Raw genomic sequence first — 23861 nt, 5'->3', positions numbered from 1 at the left:
ACTGGAGATCGGGGGAGCAAAATCATGGGATTTGTGCCATTGGTAGAGGAATATCGCGGAAACGTACTGGAGAACATTCACTACGGAGCGATCAGCGTTGTAAACGAGAACGGAAAGGTGGTTTATGCAGCGGGTGATCCGCATCATATGACCTTTCTGAGATCGGCGGCTAAACCGTTCCAAGCAATACCGGTAATGAAACGCCGGATTGACGAGGTGTACGGACTTACGGGGGAAGAAACGGCCTTGTTTGCCGCTTCCCATCGGGGCGAACGCTTCCACATTGATGCATTGGAATCTATTTTGAAGAAAACCGGGATTCAGGAAGAAACGCTACACTGCTGCGCAACTTATCCATTGAATGAGGATGCCAAGGCGCAGCGCCATCGAGATCATGAGGACAAGCGGCGGATCTTCCATAACTGCTCGGGTAAGCACAGCGGCTTGATTGCCCTATGCAAGCATATGGGCTGGGACGAGAGCACGTATTACAAGCCGGAGCATCCGGTTCAGCAAGAGATCATCGAGACGCTGGCTTATTTTGCCGAAGTTCCGGTTTCCTCGATTCCGCAAGGCATTGATGGCTGTGGGCTTCCCATTTTCGCGCTTCCGCTGGACCGTATCGGATACGCTTTCCTTAAGCTGGCCTGCCCGGATTTGATCAAGGACGCAGAGACGGCGGATGCAGCTGCCAGAATGGCAAAGCTGATGAATGAGTATCCGGATATCATTGCAGACACGAAGTTTGTGTGCTCCGCCTTGCTCCGGGACCACAACCTGGCAGCTAAGGGCGGTGCCAAGGGTGTGTATGGCATCGGACTTCGGAAAGAACGCTTGGCGATCTCGCTTAAAGTATCCGATGGCTCCGAGCAAGTATGGCCATGCATTATCGCTTCCATTCTGGAGCGCCTCGGTTACAGCGATCAAGCTACGATCGATAGATTGTATGCGCTTGTTCCGAATGAGATTTTCAATGATGGCGGTACGCTGGTTGGGAAGCGACGCGCGGTGTATGAATGGAATGTTTAAGCTGTGAGGAACTCAAGGCGATCGGCAGGATGTTATATGCAGTCGCGGCGAGTGAATCTATAGATATTCACTACATCAAAGGGGGAGTAAAACAATGAGATTCAAAGGTAGAACATGGTCACTGCTCATGCTGCTGCTCGCATTTACGATTGTTGCGGCAGGCTGCGGCGGAAACAGCGGAAGCGGCAAAGGGGCAAGTGAAGGCGGCGGCGAGAGTAAGCCGGTGACAAAAGATAACAAAGATGTTGTCATTGCGATTAACGCCAACTTCATTACGCTTGACCCTCACAATGCCGGAGACACGCACTCCATTTCCGGTGCACGCACGATGTACGAAGGTTTGATGGGCTTTAACGAGAAGATGGAACTTGTTCCTGTGCTGGCTGAAGACTACAAGATCAGTGAAGACGGTTTGACCTACACATTCAATCTGCGCCAGAACGTGAAGTTCCATGATGGAACAGATTTCAACGCAGAGGCTGTAAAAGTCAACCTGGATCGCATCATGGATGAAAAGAACAACCTTAGAATGCGCAAAAGCTTCTCTACCGTTGCCGATGTTCAAACTCCGGATGACCACACGGTTGTCATCACCCTTAGCCAACCGTACAACGCTTTCTTGAACAAAACCGCGATGGCGCTGATGATCAGCCCGAAAGCGCTCAAGGAAAGTGCTGACATCACGAAGAATCCTGTTGGTACGGCGGCATACAAGTTCAAGGAATGGATTCAAGGTGACCGCCTTGTCGTTGTAAAGAATGAAGATTACTGGCAAGAAGGTCTTCCGAAGGTAGACAGCATTACGTTCAAACCGGTACCGGAGAACGGTTCCCGGATCGCGATGCTGAAGACGGGCGAAGCGGATTTCATCTATCCAATGCCTACCGAGCAAGTCTCTGAAGTAGAAGGCGATTCCAATATCGTCATTGATAAGACCGATTCCACCATCGTTCGTTATATTACGCTTAACACCATGAAGAAACCTTATGACGATCTGAAGGTTCGTCAAGCCATCAACTATGCTATCGATAAAGATGCTTACATTAAAGTAGTTAAATCCGGACTGGGCTCGAAGCTGAACTCTTCCATGTCCTCTATGACACAGCACTACTCCGAGCAATCCGGTTATGAGTATGATCCGGAGAAAGCTAAAGCTCTCTTGGCGGAAGCAGGATATCCGGACGGATTCGAAGCTGAGATTTGGGGAGAGAACGATTCCGAAACGGTAAAAGGCATGCAGTTCATTCAGCAGCAGCTGGCTCTGGTCGGAATCAAAGTGGATCCGAAACCGATGGAGGGTGCTACCCTGTCCGATCAGATTAACTCGGCTACACCAGAAAACGCAAAAATTCAAATGTGGTATGTAAGCTGGTCCCCTTCGTCAGGTGATGCTGACGGTGCAACAAAGGGTCTGTTCAGCAGTGAATTCTTCCCGCCAGCTGGTTCCAATACAGCATACTACAAGAACGACAATGTAGATCAATGGATCAAGGATGCTAACGCCTCCGTAAAAGCTGAAGATGCAAAAGAAATCTATGCAAACATCCAAAAACAAATCTGGGAAGACGCTCCTTGGGCATTCCTCGGGGTCGATCAGGTCATCACCGGCAAGAGAGCTTATCTTGAAGGCGTTAAAGCTCTTCCGGACGGATCGATCAGCGTGATCAACGCAGAAGTCAAATAATCAGGCAGCGAAGAGCTTGCTAAACGTATACCTTGTGGTGGGCCGCCTCTTGAATCAATAAGGAAGCGGCCCATCGTATTTTAAAAGCTGGCATGTTGAAAGGAGGCACATCCTTTGGGAAGATATGCAATTCAGAGGCTGCTGGGTGTTATCCCGCTGTTGTTCGTTGTATCTATTCTTGTATTTATGTTCATTCACCTTATTCCTGGAGATCCGGCACGACTTGTTGCAGGTAAGGATGCCACCCTTGAGGAGATCAACGGGATTCGAGAGCAGCTAGGCTTAAACTTGCCGCTATGGCAGCAGTATGTGAACTACATGGGTGATCTGTTGAAGGGTGACTTGGGTGTATCCGTTACTTCCGGTTTGCCGGTGACGGACATGTTGGAAAGTCGCTTTTTTCCGACGATTGTCCTGACCTTTACCAGCCTTGGCTGGGCACTGGTCATTGGTCTGATCATTGGTATCGTATCTGCCGTTAATCGCGGAAAATGGCCGGACTATATCGGGATGTTGACGGCGATATCCGGTATTTCCCTGCCAGGCTTCTGGCTTGGTCTTGTACTTATTCAAATTTTCTCTGTCGAGCTGGGCTGGTTCCCGACAGGCGGTGTCGACAGCTGGCAGTCCTACATTCTACCTTCCTTTACGCTGGGGGCCGGAATTATGTCCATGCTGGCAAGGTACTCCCGTACATCGATGCTGGAGACGATGCGTGAGGATTATGTCCGGACGGGACGCGCGAAGGGTCTGCGGGAATTCGTTGTAGTCGGAAGACACGCACTGCGCAACTCCCTGATTCAGGTCGTGACCGTAGCGGGACTGCAGTTCGGATTTTTGCTGGGCGGCTCAGTTATGGTTGAGACGGTATTCAGTATTCCCGGCATGGGGCGACTCTTGGTAGACTCGATCGCGTTCCGTGATTATACCGTCATTCAAGCGCTATTACTGCTGTTTGCAGCCGAATTTATTCTGATTAACCTGATTGTCGATTTATTGTACGGTGTACTGAATCCAAAAATCCGGTATGCATCGAAATAGGAGGGGGAACCCATGAGCGACAATTCAACAGTGACGGTCAATTCCTCCGTACCGGAGGATACGCTTGCGAAGAGTCAGGCAACTGGCAAATTTAAAGCGTTCACGTCTAAATTCATGAAACAAAAGCTTGCTGTTATATCAAGCGGATTTATCTTGTTACTACTAGTGCTGGCGGTGATCGGTCCGCAAATCGTTCCGTATCCTCCGAATGAGCCGAACTATGATGCGATGATGCAAGGCCCGTCGGCTGCCCATTGGGCAGGTACGGATGAGTACGGTCGTGATATTCTGAGCCGCTTGATTGACGGAACAAGGTTGACCATGGCGGTCAGTTTAAGCGCTGTATTTATATCCGCGGTTCTCGGTACGATTCTCGGCCTGATCAGCGGCTACTATGGCGGCTGGATCGACCGTCTTATCATGCGGGGCAGTGACGTCATGTTCTCCTTCCCAGATCTGCTGCTTGCAATCGGAATCGTAGCGATTCTGGGACCGGGCTTATCGAATGTGGTGATCGCTGTGGCTGTCTTCGGGACGCCGTCGTTTGCCAGAATCATCCGAAGCGTAACACTCTCCGCCAAGGAGTCTTTATATGTAGAGGCGGCAAGATCCATGGGCGCCAAGCATAACCGGATTATATGGAAGCATATTTTTCCTGAGACGGTTCCCAGCATCATTGTCAACGTGTCGATGAGAATCGGCGGCGCCATTCTGGCTGCTTCTTCGTTAAGCTTCCTCGGACTCGGTGCCAAGCCGACGGAACCGGACTGGGGCGCCATGCTTAGCATGGGGCGCGATTATTTGAGTATTGCACCTCATATCGTGTATTACCCGGGACTTCTCATATTCCTGACCGTGCTTGCATTTAACCTGATCGGTGACGGACTGAATGATGCCCTTGATCCGAAAACGAAAAACTAATAGGGGGGATAGATCGTGACGCAAACATTGCTTGAAGTAAAAGGCCTCAAAACCGAGTTCAAACGCGATGGCTCATCGGTGCTTGCCGTAGCAGGGGTCGATTTTCACATCAATAAAGGCGAAGTGCTCGGACTCGTGGGTGAATCCGGATGCGGCAAAAGCGTGACCTCCCTGTCCATCATGAGGCTCCTTAAAGATACGCCCGGCAGAATATCCGGGGGCTCGGTAAGCTTTGAGGGTAAGGATCTCGTACAAATGTCGGAAAAAGAAATGCGCCGCTATCGCGGAAATGAGCTGGCCATGATCTTCCAAGAGCCGATGACATCGCTGAATCCCGTCCTTCGTATCGGGAAACAGCTGGAGGAATCCATCATGCTGCACTTGGGCTATAGCCGCAAGAAAGCGCGGCAGCATGCCATCGACTCGCTCAAACTCGTGGGTATTCCGCGGGCCGATGAAGTTGTGGATGACTATCCGCACCAATTGTCCGGCGGCATGCGACAGCGGGTCATGATTGCGATGGCGATGTCCTGCAATCCGAAGCTGCTGATTGCCGACGAGCCGACCACCGCCCTTGACGTCACGATTCAGGCTCAGATCCTGGATCTGATGAATCGACTGAAGACCGAGCAGGAAATGGGCATGCTGCTTATTACCCATGATCTTGGCGTCGTGGCCGAAATGTGCGACCGGGTGGTTGTCATGTACGCAGGCAGAGTCGTGGAAGAGGCGACGGTTGAAGAGCTGTTCGAGAATCCTCAGCATCCGTACACCAAAGGACTCATTCATTCAGTGCCCAAGCTTAGACAAAAGGTGCGCCGTTTGGAATCCATTCCAGGGAATGTGCCGGATCTGCGGAACATGCCGAAAGGCTGCAAGTTTGCCCCGCGGTGTCCGTTCGTGATGGAGCAGTGCCTCTCCCAGGAGCCGGAGCTTCTCCCTGTCGCACATGAAGAACATCGCAAGAGCCGCTGCTGGCTGACACAGGAAGGTCACTCGAAGGGAGGAGAAACCGCATGAAAGAAACACCTCTATTAGAAGTAAAGAATTTGCAGAAATCATTCACGGTGAAAAAAGGATTCTTCGGTACGTCCAAGCAGCTTCGTGCCGTGGATGGAATCTCCTTCGCGATCCATAAGGGTGAGACCTTCAGTTTGGTTGGCGAAAGCGGCTGCGGCAAATCGACGACTGGCCGCTTGGTGACCCGTCTGTTGGCGCCTAATAGCGGCGAGGTCCTGTTTAACGGAACGGATATTAGCGGATACAATGAGAATCAGATGCGCCCTCTGCGCAAAGACATGCAGATGGTCTTCCAGGATCCATACGCTTCCCTAAATCCAAGAATGAAGGTCAAAGAACTGGTCGCGGAGCCCTTGCTCATTCATACCAAGCTGAGCACCAAAGAGCGGGACAAACTGGCTTGCGAGCTGCTGGAAACGGTCGGATTGAACAGCTTCCACGCCGAACGCTTTGCCCATGAGTTCAGCGGCGGTCAGCGGCAGCGGATCGGCATTGCCAGAGCACTGTCCGTGCGTCCGAATCTGATCGTAGCCGACGAACCAGTATCTGCACTGGATGTTTCCATCCAATCGCAGGTGTTGAACTTGCTGCAGGATCTTCAGGAGGAATACGGCCTGACTTATCTGTTCATCTCCCATGATCTCAGCGTGGTTGAGCATATCAGCGATCGGATTGGTGTCATGTATCTGGGCGCGCTCGTGGAGACGGCCGACAAAGATACGCTTTACGACCGCCCACTGCACCCTTATACTCAAGCCCTTCTGTCCTCGGTACCTGTTCCGGATCCGAAGCAGAAGAAGGAACGGATCATTCTGAAGGGAGATCTGCCGAGTCCGGTGAATCCGCCGACAGGCTGCCGCTTCCATACACGCTGTCCATCCTGCATGGAAGTGTGCAAACAGATTACGCCGGTTTATCGTGAGGTGGAGCCGGGCCATCAGGTGGCATGTCATTTATATGACGAAGAAATCATGAAAAATGCTTAACAGCGTTGATTCTCTTATACAGGAGGGAATGTCTCGATATGAATATCACAATAGATGAAGCTTCATTGGCAGATACTTCGATTTATGTGGTTTATGAGGGCGAGGAGTCTCATTTCCGTTTAACGGAATCTCGAAAGCATAGCATGAAGCTGACTTGGTTCTATGGCCGCTCTGATCAAGAAGCGGACGATCTCGTTGTCGGAATGGGGCAGCGCTCGAACCTGACGTTGGAGCAAGTGCGCAGAACAGGCGCATCAGCTGCGAGAGCACTGCTCAAGGAATACAAATCAAGCGCAGTACTGATACGCACCTCAATCTGCGAAGACCGGGCTTCTTCCCGGATTTCGGTGGAGGAAGAACTCCAGGCGTGGGTTGAAGGCTGGATGTATGGATTGTATCAATTCAATAAGCATCGTGGGGTTACGGCCAATCTGCAGGCTCTGTCCCTAAATCTTCGACAGGAAGATTGGCAAGGTCTTTCCTGTGAAGAGATGGAAGCTATCATACGGACGGCAGAAATCCGAATCGAAGGGACGCAGCTCACCCGAGACCTGGTGAATGAATCACCGGAAACGCTAAATCCGGAAGCGTTTGTTGCGGTTGTCGAGGATCGTTTTAAGAAGGCACCCGTTCAGCTTCATGTGTATCGCGGACAAGAGCTCCATGATCGGCAGATGAACGGTCTGATCGCTGTGGGTGCCGGCAGCAAATACGAGCCTGCCATGATTGAGATTTCCTATAGTGGGGTGGATTCCGAGAAGGAAAGTCCTCATATTGTGCTCATCGGCAAAGGCGTAACCTTTGATATGGGCGGGATGAACGTCAAAATCGGCCGAGACATCAGCGATGCACGTATGGATATGGGAGGCGCTGCAGCCGTCGTGGGTGCCATGGATATTCTGGTATCGCAAAAAGCTCCGGTACGCGTAACGGCGCTTATAGCCGTTGCGGATAATTTATCGGGACCGGATGCAATGCTTCCTTCTTCCGTTGTTCATTATCCGAATGGTTTAAGCGTTCAGGTAGCGAATACGGATGGGGAGGGGAGATTGATCATTGCGGATGCGCTGCTGCATGCAGCGAAGCTTGGCGCAGATAAGGTGATTGATATCGCAACCCTTACCGGTAATGTCGGAGCCGCACTGGGCTTGGAGATTGCGGGCATCTGGGGTGATCAACAGATTACGGCCGATTTGGTTGAGATCGGTGAGCGTAACGGAGAGCGCCTATGGCCTATGCCGCTGATGGACGAGTACGAATCGGATCTCAGAAGCGATTATGCCGATCTGAAAAATGTGGGTACGTCAACTTTGGCAGGTGCTATAACGGCTGCGCTGTTTATCCGTCATTTTGTGGCGGATTCTATAAAATGGGTGCACATCGATATGGCGGGCACGGTCCAGTATAAAAGGGAATTCCCCCACTCCGCAGCGGGGGCTACCGGCTATGGTGCAAGATTGCTCGCCGATTATGTGGAGAAGCAGATTCTCCATGCATAAAGAATCAACTTCAGTAAGGAGTGACGACGATGCTGCTTGAAATAATCGCAACATGCGTGGATGATGCCATCACAGCAGAGAAGAATGGCGCGGACCGTCTGGAATTGATCACAGCGATAACCGAAGGCGGGCTTACGCCGGGAATCGGGCTTGTTGAAGAGGTTGTGAAAGCCGTTCAGATTCCTGTACATGTCATGGTCAGACCTCATAGCAGATCCTTTGTGTACAACGAACATGATATAGCTACCATGATGGCGGAGGTTAAGGCGATCCGCAAGGCAGGTGCAGCTGGCGTTGTGCTTGGCATGCTGACTCCGGGAGGGAAGATTGACGAGGACTCCTTGGTCAAAATGCTGGAATGGACAGGAGATATGCAAGTCACGTTCCACCGGGCTTTTGATGAACTGGAGGATCAGTTCGAAGGACTGCGTACATTGCAGAAATACCCGTCGGTTACCCGTGTCCTAACGTCAGGAGGACCGCAGCCTGCACCGCAGGCCATCCCGAGAATTCGGGAGCTTGTAGAACAAACGGCAGGCAGTGAACTTAAAATATTGGCCGGCAATGGTCTGAAGTGGGAAATCATACACGATTTTATCGACCGGACCGGTGTGAGCGAGGTCCATTTCGGCTCAGCTGTTCGGTACGGTCGATCAGGGCTGAAGCCCATCGATCCGGTCGAGCTGCGATCGCTGGCTGAGAGCATACATCAATAGAAGTAGCAAACCTATCGGAAACAGGTGAACAAAAATTGCAAACCGTATGGAATAAACAGCAAGAATTTGTGGTTGGCGTTGACCTTGGGGGTACGAAGATCGCGGCAGCGCTCTTTGATTCCGAAGGACAGCTGCTGAACCGGGAGCAAATGGAGACAGCGGGTGCGCGTACGGCTGAAGAAGTGGTCGCGAGAATTACGAACATGATCCGCAGCGTGTCGGGCGGCCACCCTCTTCGAGGCGTAGGGATGGCTTCACCCGGAACAGTTAACAGTAGGGAGGGGATTGTCATTCATGGTACGAATCTGCCGGAATGGACGAATGTCCCCCTCAAAGCCTGGATGGAACGTGATCTGCATACGGAAGTACAGGTGCTGAATGATGCCAATGCAGCCGCATGGGGAGAATATGTAAGAGGAGCGGGCCGAGGGTCGACAAACATGATATACGTGACGCTAAGCACAGGCATCGGTTCAGGCATCGTGCTGGATGGGAAGCTGTTCCTGGGCAGCAGTTCTTTTGCAGGGGAGCTTGGGCATCATATCATTGATCCCAGCGGTCCGCAGTGTAATTGCGGCAGCCACGGCTGCTGGGAGGTATTTGCTTCAGGAACGGCCATCGGCCAGGCAGCATCCCAGCGGATGCTCACCCAGCCCAGCGTAATTTCTGAACTGGCCGCATCTGAGGCGGGAGTGAACGCCAAGCATGTGTTTGAGGCAAAACGACTTCATGACCCCGTCGCAGTAGAGGTCATCGATCGTGCCATCTATTATATGGCGCTTGGACTGGTTAACGTCATTCACAGCTTCAACCCCGATCGCATCGTGATTGGAGGGGGAGTAAGCAGAGCGGGCGATCTTTTATTTCCGCAGCTGCGGGAAATGACAGATAAGCTGGTCATGCCATCCTATTTAGGCACGTACGAAATCGTTCCTGCAGGACTTCGGGACGATGTTGGTCTGGTTGGAGCTGCGGCCTTGTTCCAGTAGCATAGGTGTAAAGAGAACGTTACGGATATAAAGGAGTAATAGCGGTTAGATAAAAAGCGTTCGGATCGGCAACGTAGTTTCATGTTAACCGAGCTTAAGCGAATTAGACAAAAGCCGCCCTTCAGGGGGCGGCTTTCCAATTATTCATAGAGAGCGGGAAACGGAGCGATCATTTTTTTCGTTATAAGTCCGTAACATGTGACAAGTGATAGGCGTGAACCGTAAGCCGTCATCCGTTTTCACTGGAGGCGAGTTTTTGGTTTCCTGGTTAGGTTTGTTTGTATCCGACAAACAATAAGCGGTTGCTCACACTTTCCCGCGATGCCGGCGGAAACCGCCGGCTCCAAACCCGCACGTGGGATGACCTGCAGGCTTGGAGCCGGCGGCTGCCGCTATTCCATGTACTTGGATGCGTCAAATGTAATCATGGACGTATGATTGGCATGTTCAATCAGTGAAGAGAGCTTGGTTACTTCGCGTTCCTTCTTGCGCGCTTGCGCCTGATAAGCTTCCGGATCATATAAAGCGACGTTGAACAGCGTTACGGCACCATCTCCGCTGCCACGGCTGCTCTGCCGCTCCAGCTTCTTGCGGGAGCCGAGATGAGCAAGTTGTCCGATATCGCTGCGTATCTGTTTGGCCAGCTCGATCGCTTCCATGATGGTCATGTCGGAGCCGTTCCAGCTAATGGTTTGCGTTGTATTGGAGATTGCCATTAGCAAATCCAGCTTTCTGTAATCCGCGGCGGCGGCTTCGATTTCTTCCGTAATGGCATCCACACTGCGTGCAGGATATTCCGCCGTTTCCCCTTTTTCAATGATTGTGCTGCTGTTGTTCAAGCGTTCCGACATCAATTGATTCATGAGACGGTTGATTGCTGCCCGGACTGCCAAAGCTTCAGCCATCGTGATTTGACTCATAAGTGATCGATCACCTCTTTAATTTCATTACTGATTATGTAAACGCATAGATCTGTAAAAAGTTGCTAGATTATTAAAAAAAGCAGTTCGAGAAGGAAAGCAGAGTTACATAATTGTCATGACTGTGTGAGATGGTTAAAAAATAGTCGGCCGAAATTAACCATCTTTACGACAGCTCCAAACATAAAACGATAGATTTTTAGGATATGATTGACAGCATCCTTGCTTGTATACTATATTAAGAGAAGGTTACAAAACGTTAATGAATTTTGCCGAATTTCGTTTGGAAAACGGGGGAACCGTCTTGGGTGAATTACTCTTGTATAGAGAGTATAGGGAACCTTCAACCGAACCCTTAGCTAACTCCGTAGGCATCGAAGGAGAGAACATATTTTGAAGAAGTTTGTCATCACTTTGCTAGGGTCTGCAATTATTTTTTCTTCTGGTGCCGTATCAGCATTTGCTGATCAACAACCGAATTTTCAGTATCAAGTGAAGCAATTGGTAGGAACTCCATACAAATGGGGCGGAACGACCACTAGCGGGTTTGATTGCTCCGGATTTATTCTGTACATGTTTAGAAATTTCGATATGGATCTTCCACGTACTTCCCAAAGCCAGGCTCAAGCCGGTGAACATGTGGATCGCGAAGATCTGCGGGTTGGAGATTTGGTATTCTTCAATACAAGCGGCAGCGGAATTTCTCATGCAGGCGTTTACATTGGTGACGGACAATTTGCGCATGCTTCCAGCAGCAAGGGAGTCAGAATCAGCAAGCTTAGCGATTCATATTATGAGCCACGTTATGTCACGGCACGTCGTGTGTTGAGTCAAGAAAATTATGCGAGACTGGTAGGAAGCGCAAGCTAATTGGATTACATTGCAGTTTAGGGTTCAATACATAACCAGAAAGCCTGACAAAGGGGTGTCCTTGTCAGGCTTTCTTTTTTTAGATATCAGAAAGTATAAACTTCGAAGCTTGTGACTTCCTGATATCGCAAGAAAAACTTCTACTAACTGCGGTCTGTCATCTGTGAAAGTACGTCGATAGAAGGTTTTCTTACTATAAGTCTGTCAATCCCACAGGGGTTGTTCGGTTACTCCTTAACAACAGAGGCATTCACAGCTGCTTCCATCCCGTTATTATAGAGACGGAACAAGCCAAGACGCCAGAAAGCAGCGCCTTTCAGATCATAGCGTTTGGCCAAACCGAGCTTATCGTCCACGGAAGTGGCTGTTTCGCTGCTTAAGCTGATGCCGAGCAAAAGCTTCTGCTTCGGGACACCTGCTTGGAGTGCCAACTGGATCGCTTGGTCCACCAGACTGTTTGGTTCGGGAACCTGAGATTTGGTTCCGACCGGATTGTACTGATAAGCCATAACGATGAGATCATCGGCGATGGAAGCAAGCGTCTTGTAATCATAGCCTTTATAGGCGCTGTTCAATGGCGGCACCGCTAAGGACAGAGCAATGTCATGCGGCAATGCTGCCTTTAATTGCTTGACATAATCATTGAGCAGCTTCTGCTGGTTTACGACATCCAGTTTAAAACCGAGCCCTTCAAAATCAAGTACAACGCCGCCGAAGCCGTTCTCCGTTACCGCGGCTGTGATGCCTTCAATGGACTTTTGGCGCAGGCTGCTATCGCTCAGTACTTTGGTTAATTCGCCGTTTCCATCCAAGGCGTAGACCATGAGGTATGGTTTAATCTTCTGGTCCGCAGCATCTGCTACCATCGATTGCGGCGTAACGTCACCGGCCGCAGCGGGCAGGCGGTACTCGTCGCCTTGAAGCGTGAACTGACCCTCACGATCGATGCGGCTCCATCCAAAGGCGACTGAATTCATAGATGCAACAAGATCCCGTTCTTGGAAAGATTGCAATGCATAGAAGGCTCTCAAATGCATCTCGCGCTGCGGCGATACAAGGGAGACCGTGCGAGTTGCCTGATTCCAGCCCACATCGACACCGAATTGGCTGCTGAACGAGCTAAGCGGGATCAGTACACGGCCTTCCCGTTGAACCGGCGGGGCCGCAAGCTTCACTTGTTTTCCATTGACCGTTGCTGTCGTGCTTCCCACCTGAAGTAACACTTCAGTCGATCGGCCTTTCAAACTGCCGATGGCCTTTACGGTTTGCGTCTTGCTATTCCAGGTGATTTGAATGCCCAGCGCTTCACCGACCGTCCGGAATGGAACGTAGGTGACCCCTTTGTCTACCCGAGGAGCCGCATCGAAGGTTAGCGTAACATCATCCAGCTTTACCGATATGGCAGGCTCAGCGTATACCTGACTAACATGGGGTGCGGTGCCGACCAAGGATAAGGCAAGAACGGCAGCGACAGCTGTTTTTCCTATTTGTTTATGCAGCATGCTTTGGTATTTCCTCCGATCCATTAAATAATAGAATGATTTCATAGAATATGGAATTGGGTCTAGCAAACGCTAGTATAGCAAAATTTTCATAGAGTTCCAATTCCATGATGTCAATGTCATAGAATAGATAAGAGTAAGCATGTTGATTTTTTAAACTTTCCGGTATAATAAATGAAGGATTTTATACATAACCTGATGATTACATGCATAGGGGGATAACACGCGTGTTTAAATTCTGGAAAAACAAAAAGGGTAGGAATAGCGAAGACAACAACTCGCCCATCCCGGAAGAGATGATCGAAGCCGTACCGGATCGGATCATTGAACTATCAGGTCGCGAGGTTCGCCGCAGTGTGGCGCCTGTTCTTGGCATGACGGTGCTTGATCTGGCCGAACGGAATGACGTGGACTGGAACTCTTTTTGCAAAAGAGGAACTTGTGCGCGCTGCCGCTGCATGGTGGCGGAGGGAATCGAGTATTTGTCCGAGCCCAATCTGGCCGAAGAACAACGCCTGGATCCTGAGGAGATCGAAGAAGGATATCGTCTGGGATGCCAGAGCAAGATCGAAGCGGTCGGTCCCATCAAAATCAAGCATTCCCCATACTTTTGACGACATAGAAGACGGATGCCGTCCATATTTAAAAAATCAGGCAGCCGTACAATGGACATAATCCCCTTCAAGTAGACAGTGCGTAGAAAGAGCACATCCGTTTACTTGGAGGGGATTTTTCATGGGGAATTTCATGGGGAACAGAAGTAAGCCACCCTTGATAATCAAACTTCGTTTCCCGGGATATTGTTGAAAATATCCATCAGATATGAGACCAGCGCCTTTTGCCACATTTTACTAGAATGACTATACTACTAATATCTTGTAAAAAACAGACTATAGATAATTTGCGGAGAAACTCAAAAAAACCTCCGCTGCGATCGATCGGTGACCATGGTTTTGTGAGTTCTTATCATTACTCGTGGCCGGACCGACATCAAGGGAGACGTCCTGCTCGCACGAAGCCGCTTTCAAAGGAGGCGACCGTTATGAATTCGATCTGGTCCATCCGAACCGGAATTCGGGATTTCCTGGAGTCTATCTATCGAACTGGCCGGTCCTGGATTGAGAAATATCCATTTATTAAAACGGCGTATACGATATTTTCCTGGTTGTCGCTAATCCTGTTTGTTTTAAGCTTGTTTTTCGTTAAAGAATCGCGTACCATGATGGTTCAATATTTATGGTCGTTTTATGTACTCCTGCAATTTTGGTTTCTATGCCGAAGCAAAACGATTCCGTGGAAGCAGATTGTGCTGTTTGTTCTGGCGGGCGTTTTTCTTGTCGTACCTTTTACGACGCTTACGGTCAATGCTCTCCACGTGCTTTTCGGCGGAAGCACATCTGACACCTGGTCCATTGCCGTGATCACGCCAATTTTCGAAGAATTGTGGAAGCTCCTTCCGCTAGGCATATTTCTGTTGTTCTCGCGTCGAGCTTCCGCTTTGAGTTTAAGCGATTACACGCTCATCGGCGCGGCGACTGGCGTTGGCTTCCAACTGATGGAAGAGCTCTCCCGAAGATGGCTAAGTTCCGGCCCACTTGAGGAAAAGTTCGGCTACAGCTTTACATGGCTGGGCGGCGAAACGATTCATTGGGATTTGTTCTCGTTGTTTCCTGGGCGTTTCGAAGAAAGTGTGTTTCCGACGCTGATGACCGTCGGTCATCCTGTGCATACCGCCATGATCGCGCTTGCGTGCGGAATAGCCTATCGGCTGCGGACAAAACTGACGAAATGGGTTTTTCTGTTCCCGGCAATCATGTTGCTGTGGGCCATCCTTGATCACGCGGCTTATAATGGTCAGCACCAGCTGCCGGGTTGGGTGTTCCGGTTTCATGATTGGACCGGCAGCGGTTATAAAACTCAACCGGCCTTCCTGTTGATGCTGGCCGCATCGATTTTTGCCGACTACTGGTCGCTGAACAAAATACGAAACCGTCTGCCGTCGCTGCCGAACGAGCCGCTGCTTAATCCGTTTACCGAGCTGTGGAATATGACCCGCTCTTTTTGTCTGGACCGGGGAAAATTCATCTATTGGCTCGGATTTTACCGGGAGCGCAGGGAGCTTGGATTTCATACGCTTTATGGAAATGACGAAGCGGCCGGCAGACAGGAGTCTATCGATGCTCGGGTAAAAGCTCTTTGCCAGGCGTTAACCGGACTCGCTATAATTCTTCTCGCGGCCGGTCTGTTCGCAGGCATCGGGGCACACACGGGCGGAGGGGAACCGGCTTGTTTCGCCTGCATGTTCGACTCGCTGCAAGATTGGTGGGATCGGCTGGATTGGTATGAACAGGGAGTGATCCTGCTAGGAGCCCTTGCCTTGTCACTGCTGTTCGTCGGATTCTGGCCGGCTTTTGGCATCGCAATGACGGGGATGGGAATCGCCGGGAGCGGTCATGAGATTGCCGGTTATATCCGCGATCCGAAGAAGCTGTTTACTCCCGAAAGAGCGCTTTCTGTCGCTATAGGCATTGTACTAAACCGAATTCCATTCGGCAAAGCGCTAAGCTGGGCGGGAAAGAAAGGACGCCGCTATGTGCGCAAGCTTCTGGATAAGCTCGGTTCCCGGAAGCCGGATATCGACGTCCCGGTTAAACCGAAACCTCCGAAGAATGACGGCCCGGGTAAGCATCAGGACGATCCCAAGAAGCCAGATGACGGTCCCAAGAAGCCAGATGAAGATCCCAAGAAGCCAGATGACGATCCCAAGAAGCCGGATGACGATCCCAAGGAGTCGGATGACGATCCCAAGGAGTCGGATGATGATCCAAAGGAGTCTGATGACGATTCGCCACCGAATAAGGATAAAGCCGATGAGGGGACGGAACAAGATGAGACCATTGGAGACGTAGTTAAGGAAGGAAATAGAACGAAATATACGAATCCAACTGGAAATGAACTTACTTGGGTTGATCAATCTCCGAAAAATATTAATCGAGATATTGACCAATTCTTAAATAGTAAAGACGTTGGTAAAGCAACTGAGGCTAAGGTTGCGGACTTTGTAAGAAATGAAACAGAGGTAAAAGCGTATGCGCAAAAAGTGATGAGGAGTGATGGTCAAGCTGCCGGTGATTTAGATGTTGTAACAAAAGATGCGATTATTGAAGTCAAAGCATCCATTAAAGCAGTAAAAGTAGATCAATTTAATAAATTTACGGATCCAACCCATGATTTATTCTTTAATCCAGAGAACAAAAAGGTTATTTTGTATATTGATAAACCTTTGAGTAATTTAAGACCCGAACAACAAGCTATGCTGGAAACCATAAAATCTAAAGGTGTTACGATCGTTAACTCACTAGAGAAACTGAAGGGGGTTTTATAATAGGATGGGGACTTCTGCTTTTATCTTAATGAATCAAAAAAAGTATACACCGGAGCGTCTTTTAGCTGATTCCATCATTTCTGCTTTCCATGCGGATGTAATGCTGAACTTTCATAACAGTAAAAACTATGCCAGCAATGGACAATTGCTTTCTACGACGTTGAATATTAATGATAAGAAAGTACAAGAAAATAATGAATCGTTTATACTTTATGTAGATGCATTGGATAATCCACAACTTGATTTTTTTTACTATGAGGATGTGGGTTTGGATTCCAATCATAAACTATATCAAGTAGGAGCAATTGAAGATATTTTTGGCGTCGAAGAGTTGGTATTTCGATTTATATATCAATATCTCAAAATAAATCCTGATGACTATTTTTGGGTAGCAGATTATGATTGGGTTTACAGTTGGGAAGACATGCAACAATTAAAATCACTACCATTTGACTCAGATTGGTGTTATAAAAATCCTAGAGAAAGTTTTGGATAATCATTTAAGTAACCAACACTTGATAAACTTTCAAAGGCTCATTTCAACTTGGATAAGGAGAAATGAGCCTTTTTTGCATGCCTTTTTGAAGCGTAGAAAGCGAGTATGTCGCAAGGGAAAACCATTTTTCATGAAAAATTAAACAACCATAGTGCGGTTGAGTACCGAACTAGGCTGCTTAAAGGTGGATTCACGTTAAACTGTCTACACATATGAATCCCTTTACTCCATGGCCATTTTGCTTTGTTCCCGGAACGAACTCGGCGTTTGGCCGGTAATTTTTTTGAATAACATCGAGAAGTACTTATCGTTGCCGTAACCCACTTGAGAAGCAACCTCATGTATCGGCATTTCGGAATCTGCCAGCAGGCGCTTGGCCTCTTCAATCCGGCGGGATATCAAGTAATTGAAGGGGGAATCGCCGACTTCTTTTTTGAACAGATGGGACAAATAATGCTGACTGACATACATTGTATCGGCAATGTCCTTGAGACTGATGCTCTGGGTATAGTTGGTGTCGATAAAGTGTTTGGTCCTCAGCGCAATTTCGTTCTTGCCCTTCAAGGACTGGAATTGGTGCTTCACGTCCACAATGCGATAGATCACGGTAATCAATGACATCAGCAGGTTGGTGCTCAGTGTTTCATACCCCAGCACCTGAGAATCGCATTCACGGAGGATCTCGGAAAGATAGCTCTCCACTTTATAGGCGTATTTCTCACAGGATATGACCGGCTCCACATAGGCCGGGAGCAGCATCCCCTGGGGAACCCCTTCAATGTGAAGCGAATCCACGCCGCAGTAGATCACCTTAAAAGGCCCGTCCGTGATAGATCTCTCCTCGTGAGGAATGCCGGGGTTATAAATCGCGACATCGCCTTTGTGGAGTTCGTATATTTTTCCTGCAATAGTGAATTCTCCGCGTCCTTCTACAACATAGATGATCTCGCAGAAATCATGAATTTGCGGCGGTCCATAAAAGAAGTCCTCGTCCACAACCTGCCCGGCAAAGAGCAGCTGCGGATTTTTGATGAAGCGGAAGTGATCGCTTTTGCTATGTGAGATTTCGATCTTTGGCACGGTCTTGTCCCTCCTGGAAAGCAACATCCTCTACCTATTATAATGCAAAACGCCCTTCGATGCGGATATCGTTTACATCTGCTATTCGGAATGGTTCACTGTCTTGCTGAAATTATGATTCGATATAACAAAATAGTGGGTTATCTCTTGCACCGAATAATCTTACAATGATGTCATAATCCTTATAGGGAGGCGTGACACACATGACAATTGAAAACGATTACAGATGGCGGGACGGATTTCCGAAAATCGGCATTCGCCCTACGATAGATGGAAGACGGAGAGGGGTACGGGAATCTCTCGAGGAACAGACCATGAATCTGGCTAAGGCTGTCGCCGAGATGTTGACGAAGGAGCTCAAATATCCGAACGGCGAGCCGGTTGAATGCGTCATTGCGGATACGTGCATTGGCGGAGTGGCCGAAGCGACTGCAGCTGCCAAAAAATTCAAGAATGCCGAGGTTGGCCTAACCATAACTGTTACGCCGTGCTGGTGTTACGGCACCGAAACGATGGATGCGGATCCTTCGCGTCCGAAGGCCGTATGGGGCTTTAACGGAACAGGACGTCCAGGCGCGGTTTACCTGGCCGCTGTACTGTCGGCCCATGCCCAGAAGGGGCTTCCTGCATTCGGCATTTATGGCGAAGACGTTCAGGATGAAGGGGATACCCGTATTCCGGATGACGTTCATGAGAAGCTTCTGCGTTTTGCACGGAGCGGCTTGGCTGCAGCTTATATGCGTGGGCAATCGTATTTGTCCATGGGCTCGGTGTCGATGGGTATTGCCGGCTCGATCGTGGACGACAGCTTCTTCCAGGAGTATCTGGGCATGCGGAATGAATATGTCGACATGAGCGAGTTTACGCGCCGTTTGGAAGAAGGCATCTATGATCCTGAAGAGTATGAGCAGGCGCTTGCTTGGGTGAAGGAGAACTGTGCGGAAGGACCGGATAACAATCCGGATCATCTCCAGAACAGCCGGGAGCGCAAGGATCTGGAGTGGGAAACCGTCGTTAAAATGACGCTGATCACCCGTGATTTGATGATCGGCAATCCGCGTCTGAAGGAGCTTGGCTTCGAAGAGGAAGCTCAGGGCCACAGCGCAATCGCTTCCGGATTCCAAGGTCAGCGCCAGTGGACGGATCATTCCCCTAACGGTGACTTCCTGGAGACCATCCTCAATTCCTCATTCGATTGGAACGGCAGACGTTCGCCTTATATCGTGGCAACGGAGAATGACAGCCTCAATGGAGTCGGCATGCTGTTCGGATACCTGTTAAACAATACGGCACAGATTTTTGCGGATGTACGGACGTACTGGAGTCCGGCTTCGGTGGAACGGGTGACCGGCTATAAGCTTGAAGGCAAAGCGGAGAACGGCATCCTGCATTTGATCAATTCCGGCTCGGCTGCACTGGATGGAACGGGCGAGCAGGAGATTGACGGCAAACCGGCTATGAAACCGTTCTGGGAGATCACGGATGAAGAGGTTGATCGCACGCTGAAGGCCACGCAATGGAGACCGGCTAACCTGGAGTATTTCCGAGGCGGCGGTTACTCAACCGACTACTTGACGCGCGGCGGCATGCCGATGACGATGTTCCGTCTAAACTTGGTAAAAGGGCTTGGTCCCGTCCTGCAAATCGCCGAAGGCTATTCCGTGGACCTGCCGGCGGAGGTGCACGACACGCTCGACAAGCGTACCGACCCAACATGGCCAACGACCTGGTTTGTACCGAACCTTACGGGACAGGGTGCGTTCTCAAGCGTTTATGAGGTCATGAATCAGTGGGGTGCTAACCATGGTGTGATCAGTTACGGACATATCGGAGCGGATCTGATCACCCTGGCTTCAGTTCTGCGTATTCCAGTCAACATGCATAATGTGCCTGCCGAAGAGGTGTTCCGCCCACGAGCATGGGGGATGTTCGGAACGACCGATCCAGAGAGCGCCGATTTCCGCGCTTGTCAGAACTTCGGTCCTCTATATAAATAAGGTCAATCGAGAGGAGTAGGATATCATGCTGAATATGGACACGAGAAACGAGCTCTGCAAGTATGCCAAAAAAATCGTTGACAACGGACTCGTTGTAGGACCGGGAGGAAACATCAGCGCCAGAGCCGGGGACAAAATGTATTTGTCCCCGAGCGGTTTTGCGCTGGAGGAGATTGAACTGGAGCAATGGATTGAAGTGGATATCCCGACCGGGGATATTACCGATATAGGTCTACGACCATCTTCCGAAGTTCTGATGCATCTGTATGGATACCGCAGCAACCCCGATATCGGGGCGATGGTACATACACATCCATCCCATTGCATTGCCTTCACGTTGGTTGAGAGGGAACTACCGGTGATGTTTCCCGACCAGGCGGCATTGGTTGGACGTACGGCCTATATCCCTTACATCATTCCTACGACGGATTTGCTGGCAGATGCCGTCGCGGAGAAAGTAACTGCAGCCAGTTCAATCCTGCTGGGGAACCACGGACTGGTCACAACTGGCCGGAATCTGCGTGAAGCGTATTACCGAACTCAGGTAGTTGAAGAGAGCGCCAAAATTTATCTGAGCGCCAAGGCAGCCGGCACACCGGTGCCGCTGACAGACCAGGAAGTGGATGATATTGCTGCGCTGGAGAGCGAAGATTATCGTATTCAGCTTCTGCAGAAGATGAAATAGAAAGATTGTGGAACAGATCCGGTTGTTCAAAACTCGGATCGGTATAGTACTAAAGGTGAGAAAGGATGCGGCTTATGAGCAAATCATCTGCGGTGCTTGCGTTTGACTTGGGGGCCAGCAGCGGCCGGGCGCTGCTGGGCGAGATCACCTCTTCTGATCATGAATCACCCGGCACGCTAAAGATTACCGAGATTCACCGCTTTGCCAATATACCCGTCCAGATGGGAAAGCATTTGCACTGGAATTTCCCGATGCTGCTGCAGGAGGTTAAGCATGGCATCCGCAAAGCGTTCCAGGCCGGCTATCAACCGGTCAGTTATGGCATCGATTCATGGGGCGTCGATTATGGACTGATTGACCGTAATGGAGAGCTCATCGGAGTTCCTTATCATTACCGGGATCTGCGGACGGAAGGCATGGTGGAGGAAACCTGCGAGCAGGTCGGCAGAGAACGTCTGTTTCAAGAAACCGGTCTGCAATTCATGCCGTTTAACACGATCTTCCAGTTAAATGCGATGCTGAAGTCAAAATCCCCGATGCTGGAAATTGCGGATAAGTTTCTGCTCACTCCGGATCTTCTGAACTATTTTCTGACGGGGGTCCAGGCGTGCGAGTTTACTATGGCAACCACTACTCAGCTATACCATGTTACTGAAGGCAAGTGGAATGAACCGTTAATGGAGGAGCTGGGGCTTCCCGCATCCCTGTTCATTGATCCTGTGCAGCCGGGAACCGTGATTGGAAGGCTGCAGGATACCGTGGCGCAAGAGCTGGGCGTTCCGGCGATTAAAGCGATTGCTGTAGCTTCGCATGATACGGAATCCGCTGTGGTAGCCGTTCCGGCAAACACATCCCGTTTTGCCTATCTTGTATGTGGAACTTGGTCGCTTCTTGGAACCGAGCTTCCGGAGCCGCTTGTCCATACAGACGTGCTGGAAGAAGACTTCTCCAATGAGGGTGGAGCTTATCAAACCTTTCAATTGCTGAAGAATATCATGGGCCTTTGGATTCTTCAGGAGTGCAAGCGGCAATGGGAGAATCAAGGATTAACGTATTCTTTTGCAGAGCTGGTTGAACTCGCGCAGGCTGCGGAATCGTTCCGCAGCTTCATAAACCCGGATGACCTGCGCTTCATGAATCCGGCGGATATGACGGCTGAAATTCGGGATTACTGCCGGGAGACAGGGCAACCTATTCCGCATAGCACCGGAGAGTATGTCCAGTGCATACTGCAGAGCCTGGCCCTAAGATACCGTGAAGTGCTTGAGCGGATGGAGGTTCTTACAGGACAGTATTACGATGGGCTTCATATGGTTGGCGGCGGCATTCAAAACGAGCTGTTATGCCGGTATACGGCCAATGCCATGGGCCGTACGGTGTGGGCCGGACCGATTGAAGCAAGTGCCATCGGGAATATGCTGGTTCAATTTGTGGCGAATGGTACATTGCGCACTCGGGAAGAGGGAGTAGAACTCGTCAAGCGGTCTTTTCCGTTTGCCTGGTACGAGCCTGAGTCCAACGAGGATTGGGAGGCAGCATTCCAACATTACAAGACCATTGTCGAACAGCAGCAGGTACAACAGTGAGGTTCATCGACTCCTGGGACTGACGTTCCTGGCGTAGATTCAATCTTTGCATCTTAATCTGATGAAAAAGGATGTCATACCATGCTAAAAGGCATATCTCATTTGCTCTCGCCTGAGCTGCTGAAGATCCTGATGGAGATGGGTCACGCGGATGAAATTGTGCTCGGTGATGCCAATTTTCCGGCAGCCAGTCATGCCCAGCGGTTGGTCCGGGTAGACGGACACGGGATTCCTGCGTTATTAAACGCGATATTGCCGTTATTCCCGCTGGATACGTATGTTGAGTCCCCGGTAGCGCTGATGGCTGTGACGCCTGGGGATACCGTGGAAACTCCGATCTGGGGTGAATACCGTGAGATCGTTCAGCAGTTTCACAGCGTTCCCATAGAATTTGATGAGGTAGAGCGATTCTCGTTCTATGAACGGGCGAAAAATGCTTATGCCATCGTGTCGACAGGTGAAAAGGCGCTGTATGCAAATGTGATCCTCAAAAAAGGCGTTGTCATTTAATTACGCTAAAGACCCCTCACTGCCTAAATGGAGTGGGGGGTCTTTGTGTGTGTTAAGCCACCACCTGAACGGTGAGGTATATGAAGACCCGGAGGACCTGGAGGGCCTGGGATGCCTTGCACCCCGGGAATGCCTTGAATACCCGGCAGCCCTTGGGGACCAATTTGACCAGGAATGCCAGATGCTCCGGTGGAGCCCGGAAGACCAGGCGCACCGGGAGGTCCTTGAATGCCAGGATCACCTTGCAGCCCTGGATGACCTGTCTGACCAGGTAATCCAGGCAATCCGGGTAATCCCTCTGAACTCCTTCCCCGTTCTGTTTCCGACCATACAGATGGGATGATGGTTGAATGATCGGATCTGGATTTGCACGGTCGACTCCTTTTTCTATTCAGGGGTAATATCCTATTATTTTACTGTAAGATATTATCCTTGTAATAAATTACAAATATAGTATATTTGTAATATCTTGAAAGCTAGTTAGTTAGGACAAGCTCCTCTTACGCTACTTCTGAATTGAACCCGCTTACAGTGTTTTCGGCTTATGACATGAAAGCTCCTACATCCAGCGTTTAATACACCTCGATCCTTCAGCACGGCAACACCTTTCATATATATGAATGAATTTCATGACTTGAAAGGAGGTGAACATTTATGTGTATTCTTCGTCATACTTCCTGTAACACAACGGAGCAATGCGGACGTGATAAATTTGGCGTTCGTCTTGAGGTATGGGACTGCGGCAATGGTTCCGAAGAGAGATATACTTGCGGCTGCTAACTTTTTATGAAAGCGCATGCATAAACAGCGGAACTCCTTGTTCCGCTGTTTATATTTCGCGCCGGTCCTCTGGTTTCTTATCACCGTTGAAGAGTGAGGTATCAATTATGATGACGGGTCCATTGCAATTGCAATATGAAAGAGAGACAGTGAACAGCAAAGAAG

21 protein-coding genes and 1 riboswitch are annotated in these 23861 nt (G+C 49.9%); of the genes, 18 read left to right on the top strand and 3 right to left on the bottom strand.

The window, feature by feature from the left end:
- The first annotated feature begins 24 nt into the window (after positions 1 to 24).
- The 9 genes from MHH48_RS21910 to MHH48_RS21870 all read left to right on the top strand — a co-directional run bounded on the left by MHH48_RS21910 (position 25) and on the right by MHH48_RS21870 (position 9885).
- Complete coding sequence (locus tag MHH48_RS21910; protein ID WP_076322009.1) at positions 25 to 1029, top strand: asparaginase; 1005 nt, start codon at positions 25 to 27, stop codon at positions 1027 to 1029.
- A gap of 94 nt (positions 1030 to 1123) precedes the next feature.
- Positions 1124 to 2713, top strand: coding sequence for a glutathione ABC transporter substrate-binding protein (locus MHH48_RS21905; RefSeq protein WP_076322008.1), 1590 nt, complete (start codon positions 1124 to 1126; stop codon positions 2711 to 2713).
- 114 nt (positions 2714 to 2827) lie between these two features.
- Complete coding sequence (locus MHH48_RS21900; protein WP_076322007.1) at positions 2828 to 3754, top strand: ABC transporter permease subunit; 927 nt, start codon at positions 2828 to 2830, stop codon at positions 3752 to 3754.
- 12 nt (positions 3755 to 3766) lie between these two features.
- Complete coding sequence (locus tag MHH48_RS21895) at positions 3767 to 4675, top strand: ABC transporter permease subunit (protein ID WP_076322006.1); 909 nt, start codon at positions 3767 to 3769, stop codon at positions 4673 to 4675.
- A gap of 15 nt (positions 4676 to 4690) precedes the next feature.
- Positions 4691 to 5695 carry an ABC transporter ATP-binding protein gene (locus tag MHH48_RS21890; RefSeq protein WP_076322005.1) on the top strand — a complete coding sequence of 335 codons (1005 nt, stop codon included), beginning with the start codon at positions 4691 to 4693 and terminating at the stop codon, positions 5693 to 5695.
- Positions 5692 to 6681 (top strand): dipeptide ABC transporter ATP-binding protein, encoded by a 990-nt coding sequence (locus tag MHH48_RS21885; RefSeq protein WP_076322004.1) that lies wholly within the window; start codon positions 5692 to 5694, stop codon positions 6679 to 6681. The genes MHH48_RS21890 and MHH48_RS21885 overlap by 4 nt, the downstream gene beginning before the upstream one ends.
- Before the next feature lie 38 nt (positions 6682 to 6719).
- On the top strand, positions 6720 to 8180 hold the full coding sequence (locus MHH48_RS21880) for a leucyl aminopeptidase family protein (RefSeq protein WP_076322003.1): 1461 nt from the start codon (positions 6720 to 6722) through the stop codon (positions 8178 to 8180).
- Positions 8181 to 8209: 29 nt separating this feature from the next.
- Positions 8210 to 8896, top strand: a complete 687-nt coding sequence (locus MHH48_RS21875) for a copper homeostasis protein CutC (RefSeq protein ID WP_076322002.1) — start codon at positions 8210 to 8212, stop codon at positions 8894 to 8896.
- Positions 8897 to 8931: 35 nt separating this feature from the next.
- The gene (locus tag MHH48_RS21870) at positions 8932 to 9885 is read left to right on the top strand and encodes an ROK family protein (protein WP_076322001.1); all 954 of its coding nucleotides are present in this window, start codon (positions 8932 to 8934) and stop codon (positions 9883 to 9885) included.
- 392 nt (positions 9886 to 10277) lie between these two features.
- Here the strand turns inward: MHH48_RS21870 and MHH48_RS21865 are convergent, their stop codons facing one another.
- Positions 10278 to 10805, bottom strand: a complete 528-nt coding sequence (locus tag MHH48_RS21865) for a hypothetical protein (protein ID WP_076322000.1) — start codon at positions 10803 to 10805, stop codon at positions 10278 to 10280.
- Between the two features lie 260 nt (positions 10806 to 11065).
- A riboswitch (cyclic di-AMP (ydaO/yuaA leader) is annotated at positions 11066 to 11195 on the top strand.
- Positions 11196 to 11198: 3 nt separating this feature from the next.
- On the opposite strand from MHH48_RS21865, the gene MHH48_RS21860 reads away from it, so the two are divergent.
- Positions 11199 to 11675: a C40 family peptidase gene (locus MHH48_RS21860; protein ID WP_076321999.1), complete on the top strand. Its 477-nt coding sequence runs from the start codon at positions 11199 to 11201 to the stop codon at positions 11673 to 11675.
- 227 nt (positions 11676 to 11902) lie between these two features.
- Here MHH48_RS21860 and MHH48_RS21855 read toward each other — a convergent pair whose 3' ends face one another.
- The gene (locus tag MHH48_RS21855) at positions 11903 to 13177 is read right to left on the bottom strand and encodes a stalk domain-containing protein (RefSeq protein ID WP_076321998.1); all 1275 of its coding nucleotides are present in this window, start codon (positions 13175 to 13177) and stop codon (positions 11903 to 11905) included.
- A gap of 227 nt (positions 13178 to 13404) precedes the next feature.
- Between MHH48_RS21855 and MHH48_RS21850 the strand changes: the two genes are divergently transcribed.
- The 3 genes from MHH48_RS21850 to MHH48_RS21840 all read left to right on the top strand — a co-directional run bounded on the left by MHH48_RS21850 (position 13405) and on the right by MHH48_RS21840 (position 17058).
- On the top strand, positions 13405 to 13791 hold the full coding sequence (locus MHH48_RS21850; RefSeq protein ID WP_083659610.1) for a 2Fe-2S iron-sulfur cluster-binding protein: 387 nt from the start codon (positions 13405 to 13407) through the stop codon (positions 13789 to 13791).
- Between the two features lie 428 nt (positions 13792 to 14219).
- Positions 14220 to 16562: a PrsW family glutamic-type intramembrane protease gene (locus MHH48_RS21845; RefSeq protein ID WP_256720481.1), complete on the top strand. Its 2343-nt coding sequence runs from the start codon at positions 14220 to 14222 to the stop codon at positions 16560 to 16562.
- 4 nt (positions 16563 to 16566) lie between these two features.
- Positions 16567 to 17058: a hypothetical protein gene (locus tag MHH48_RS21840; protein ID WP_076321997.1), complete on the top strand. Its 492-nt coding sequence runs from the start codon at positions 16567 to 16569 to the stop codon at positions 17056 to 17058.
- 222 nt (positions 17059 to 17280) lie between these two features.
- Here the strand turns inward: MHH48_RS21840 and MHH48_RS21835 are convergent, their stop codons facing one another.
- Positions 17281 to 18138 carry an AraC family transcriptional regulator gene (locus MHH48_RS21835; protein WP_076321996.1) on the bottom strand — a complete coding sequence of 286 codons (858 nt, stop codon included), beginning with the start codon at positions 18136 to 18138 and terminating at the stop codon, positions 17281 to 17283.
- 203 nt (positions 18139 to 18341) lie between these two features.
- Here MHH48_RS21835 and MHH48_RS21830 point away from each other — a divergent pair, with 203 nt between their 5' ends.
- The 5 genes from MHH48_RS21830 to MHH48_RS21810 all read left to right on the top strand — a co-directional run bounded on the left by MHH48_RS21830 (position 18342) and on the right by MHH48_RS21810 (position 23259).
- On the top strand, positions 18342 to 20135 hold the full coding sequence (locus MHH48_RS21830) for an L-fucose isomerase (protein ID WP_076321995.1): 1794 nt from the start codon (positions 18342 to 18344) through the stop codon (positions 20133 to 20135).
- A 25-nt stretch (positions 20136 to 20160) separates the two neighbouring features.
- Positions 20161 to 20820: a class II aldolase/adducin family protein gene (locus tag MHH48_RS21825; protein ID WP_076321994.1), complete on the top strand. Its 660-nt coding sequence runs from the start codon at positions 20161 to 20163 to the stop codon at positions 20818 to 20820.
- Positions 20821 to 20894: 74 nt separating this feature from the next.
- Positions 20895 to 22406 (top strand): rhamnulokinase family protein, encoded by a 1512-nt coding sequence (locus tag MHH48_RS21820; RefSeq protein ID WP_076321993.1) that lies wholly within the window; start codon positions 20895 to 20897, stop codon positions 22404 to 22406.
- A gap of 81 nt (positions 22407 to 22487) precedes the next feature.
- Complete coding sequence (fucU, locus tag MHH48_RS21815) at positions 22488 to 22916, top strand: L-fucose mutarotase (protein WP_076321992.1); 429 nt, start codon at positions 22488 to 22490, stop codon at positions 22914 to 22916.
- Between the two features lie 49 nt (positions 22917 to 22965).
- Positions 22966 to 23259 carry a hypothetical protein gene (locus MHH48_RS21810; protein ID WP_218641273.1) on the top strand — a complete coding sequence of 98 codons (294 nt, stop codon included), beginning with the start codon at positions 22966 to 22968 and terminating at the stop codon, positions 23257 to 23259.
- Positions 23260 to 23861 lie beyond the last annotated feature (602 nt).

The organism is Paenibacillus sp. FSL F4-0100 (genome assembly GCF_037993005.1).
Taxonomy (GTDB): Bacteria; Bacillota; Bacilli; order Paenibacillales; family Paenibacillaceae; genus Paenibacillus_AQ.
The sequence above is the reverse complement of the archived record's forward strand: the minus strand, read 5'-3'. Positions and strand labels throughout refer to the sequence as shown.

Excerpts from the sequence above, each read along its gene's own strand:
- MHH48_RS21910 (WP_076322009.1), top strand. The coding sequence starts at position 25 with ATGGGATTTGTGCCATTGGTAGAGGAATATCGCGGAAACGTACTGGAG.
- MHH48_RS21905 (WP_076322008.1), top strand. The coding sequence starts at position 1,124 with ATGAGATTCAAAGGTAGAACATGGTCACTGCTCATGCTGCTGCTCGCA.
- MHH48_RS21895 (WP_076322006.1), top strand. The coding sequence starts at position 3,767 with ATGAGCGACAATTCAACAGTGACGGTCAATTCCTCCGTACCGGAGGAT.
- MHH48_RS21885 (WP_076322004.1), top strand. The coding sequence starts at position 5,692 with ATGAAAGAAACACCTCTATTAGAAGTAAAGAATTTGCAGAAATCATTC.
- MHH48_RS21880 (WP_076322003.1), top strand. The coding sequence starts at position 6,720 with ATGAATATCACAATAGATGAAGCTTCATTGGCAGATACTTCGATTTAT.
- MHH48_RS21875 (WP_076322002.1), top strand. The coding sequence starts at position 8,210 with ATGCTGCTTGAAATAATCGCAACATGCGTGGATGATGCCATCACAGCA.
- MHH48_RS21865 (WP_076322000.1), bottom strand. The coding sequence starts at position 10,805 with ATGAGTCAAATCACGATGGCTGAAGCTTTGGCAGTCCGGGCAGCAATC.
- MHH48_RS21855 (WP_076321998.1), bottom strand. The coding sequence starts at position 13,177 with ATGCTGCATAAACAAATAGGAAAAACAGCTGTCGCTGCCGTTCTTGCC.
- MHH48_RS21845 (WP_256720481.1), top strand. The coding sequence starts at position 14,220 with ATGAATTCGATCTGGTCCATCCGAACCGGAATTCGGGATTTCCTGGAG.
- MHH48_RS21840 (WP_076321997.1), top strand. The coding sequence starts at position 16,567 with ATGGGGACTTCTGCTTTTATCTTAATGAATCAAAAAAAGTATACACCG.
- MHH48_RS21830 (WP_076321995.1), top strand. The coding sequence starts at position 18,342 with ATGACAATTGAAAACGATTACAGATGGCGGGACGGATTTCCGAAAATC.
- MHH48_RS21825 (WP_076321994.1), top strand. The coding sequence starts at position 20,161 with ATGCTGAATATGGACACGAGAAACGAGCTCTGCAAGTATGCCAAAAAA.
- MHH48_RS21820 (WP_076321993.1), top strand. The coding sequence starts at position 20,895 with ATGAGCAAATCATCTGCGGTGCTTGCGTTTGACTTGGGGGCCAGCAGC.
- fucU (WP_076321992.1), top strand. The coding sequence starts at position 22,488 with ATGCTAAAAGGCATATCTCATTTGCTCTCGCCTGAGCTGCTGAAGATC.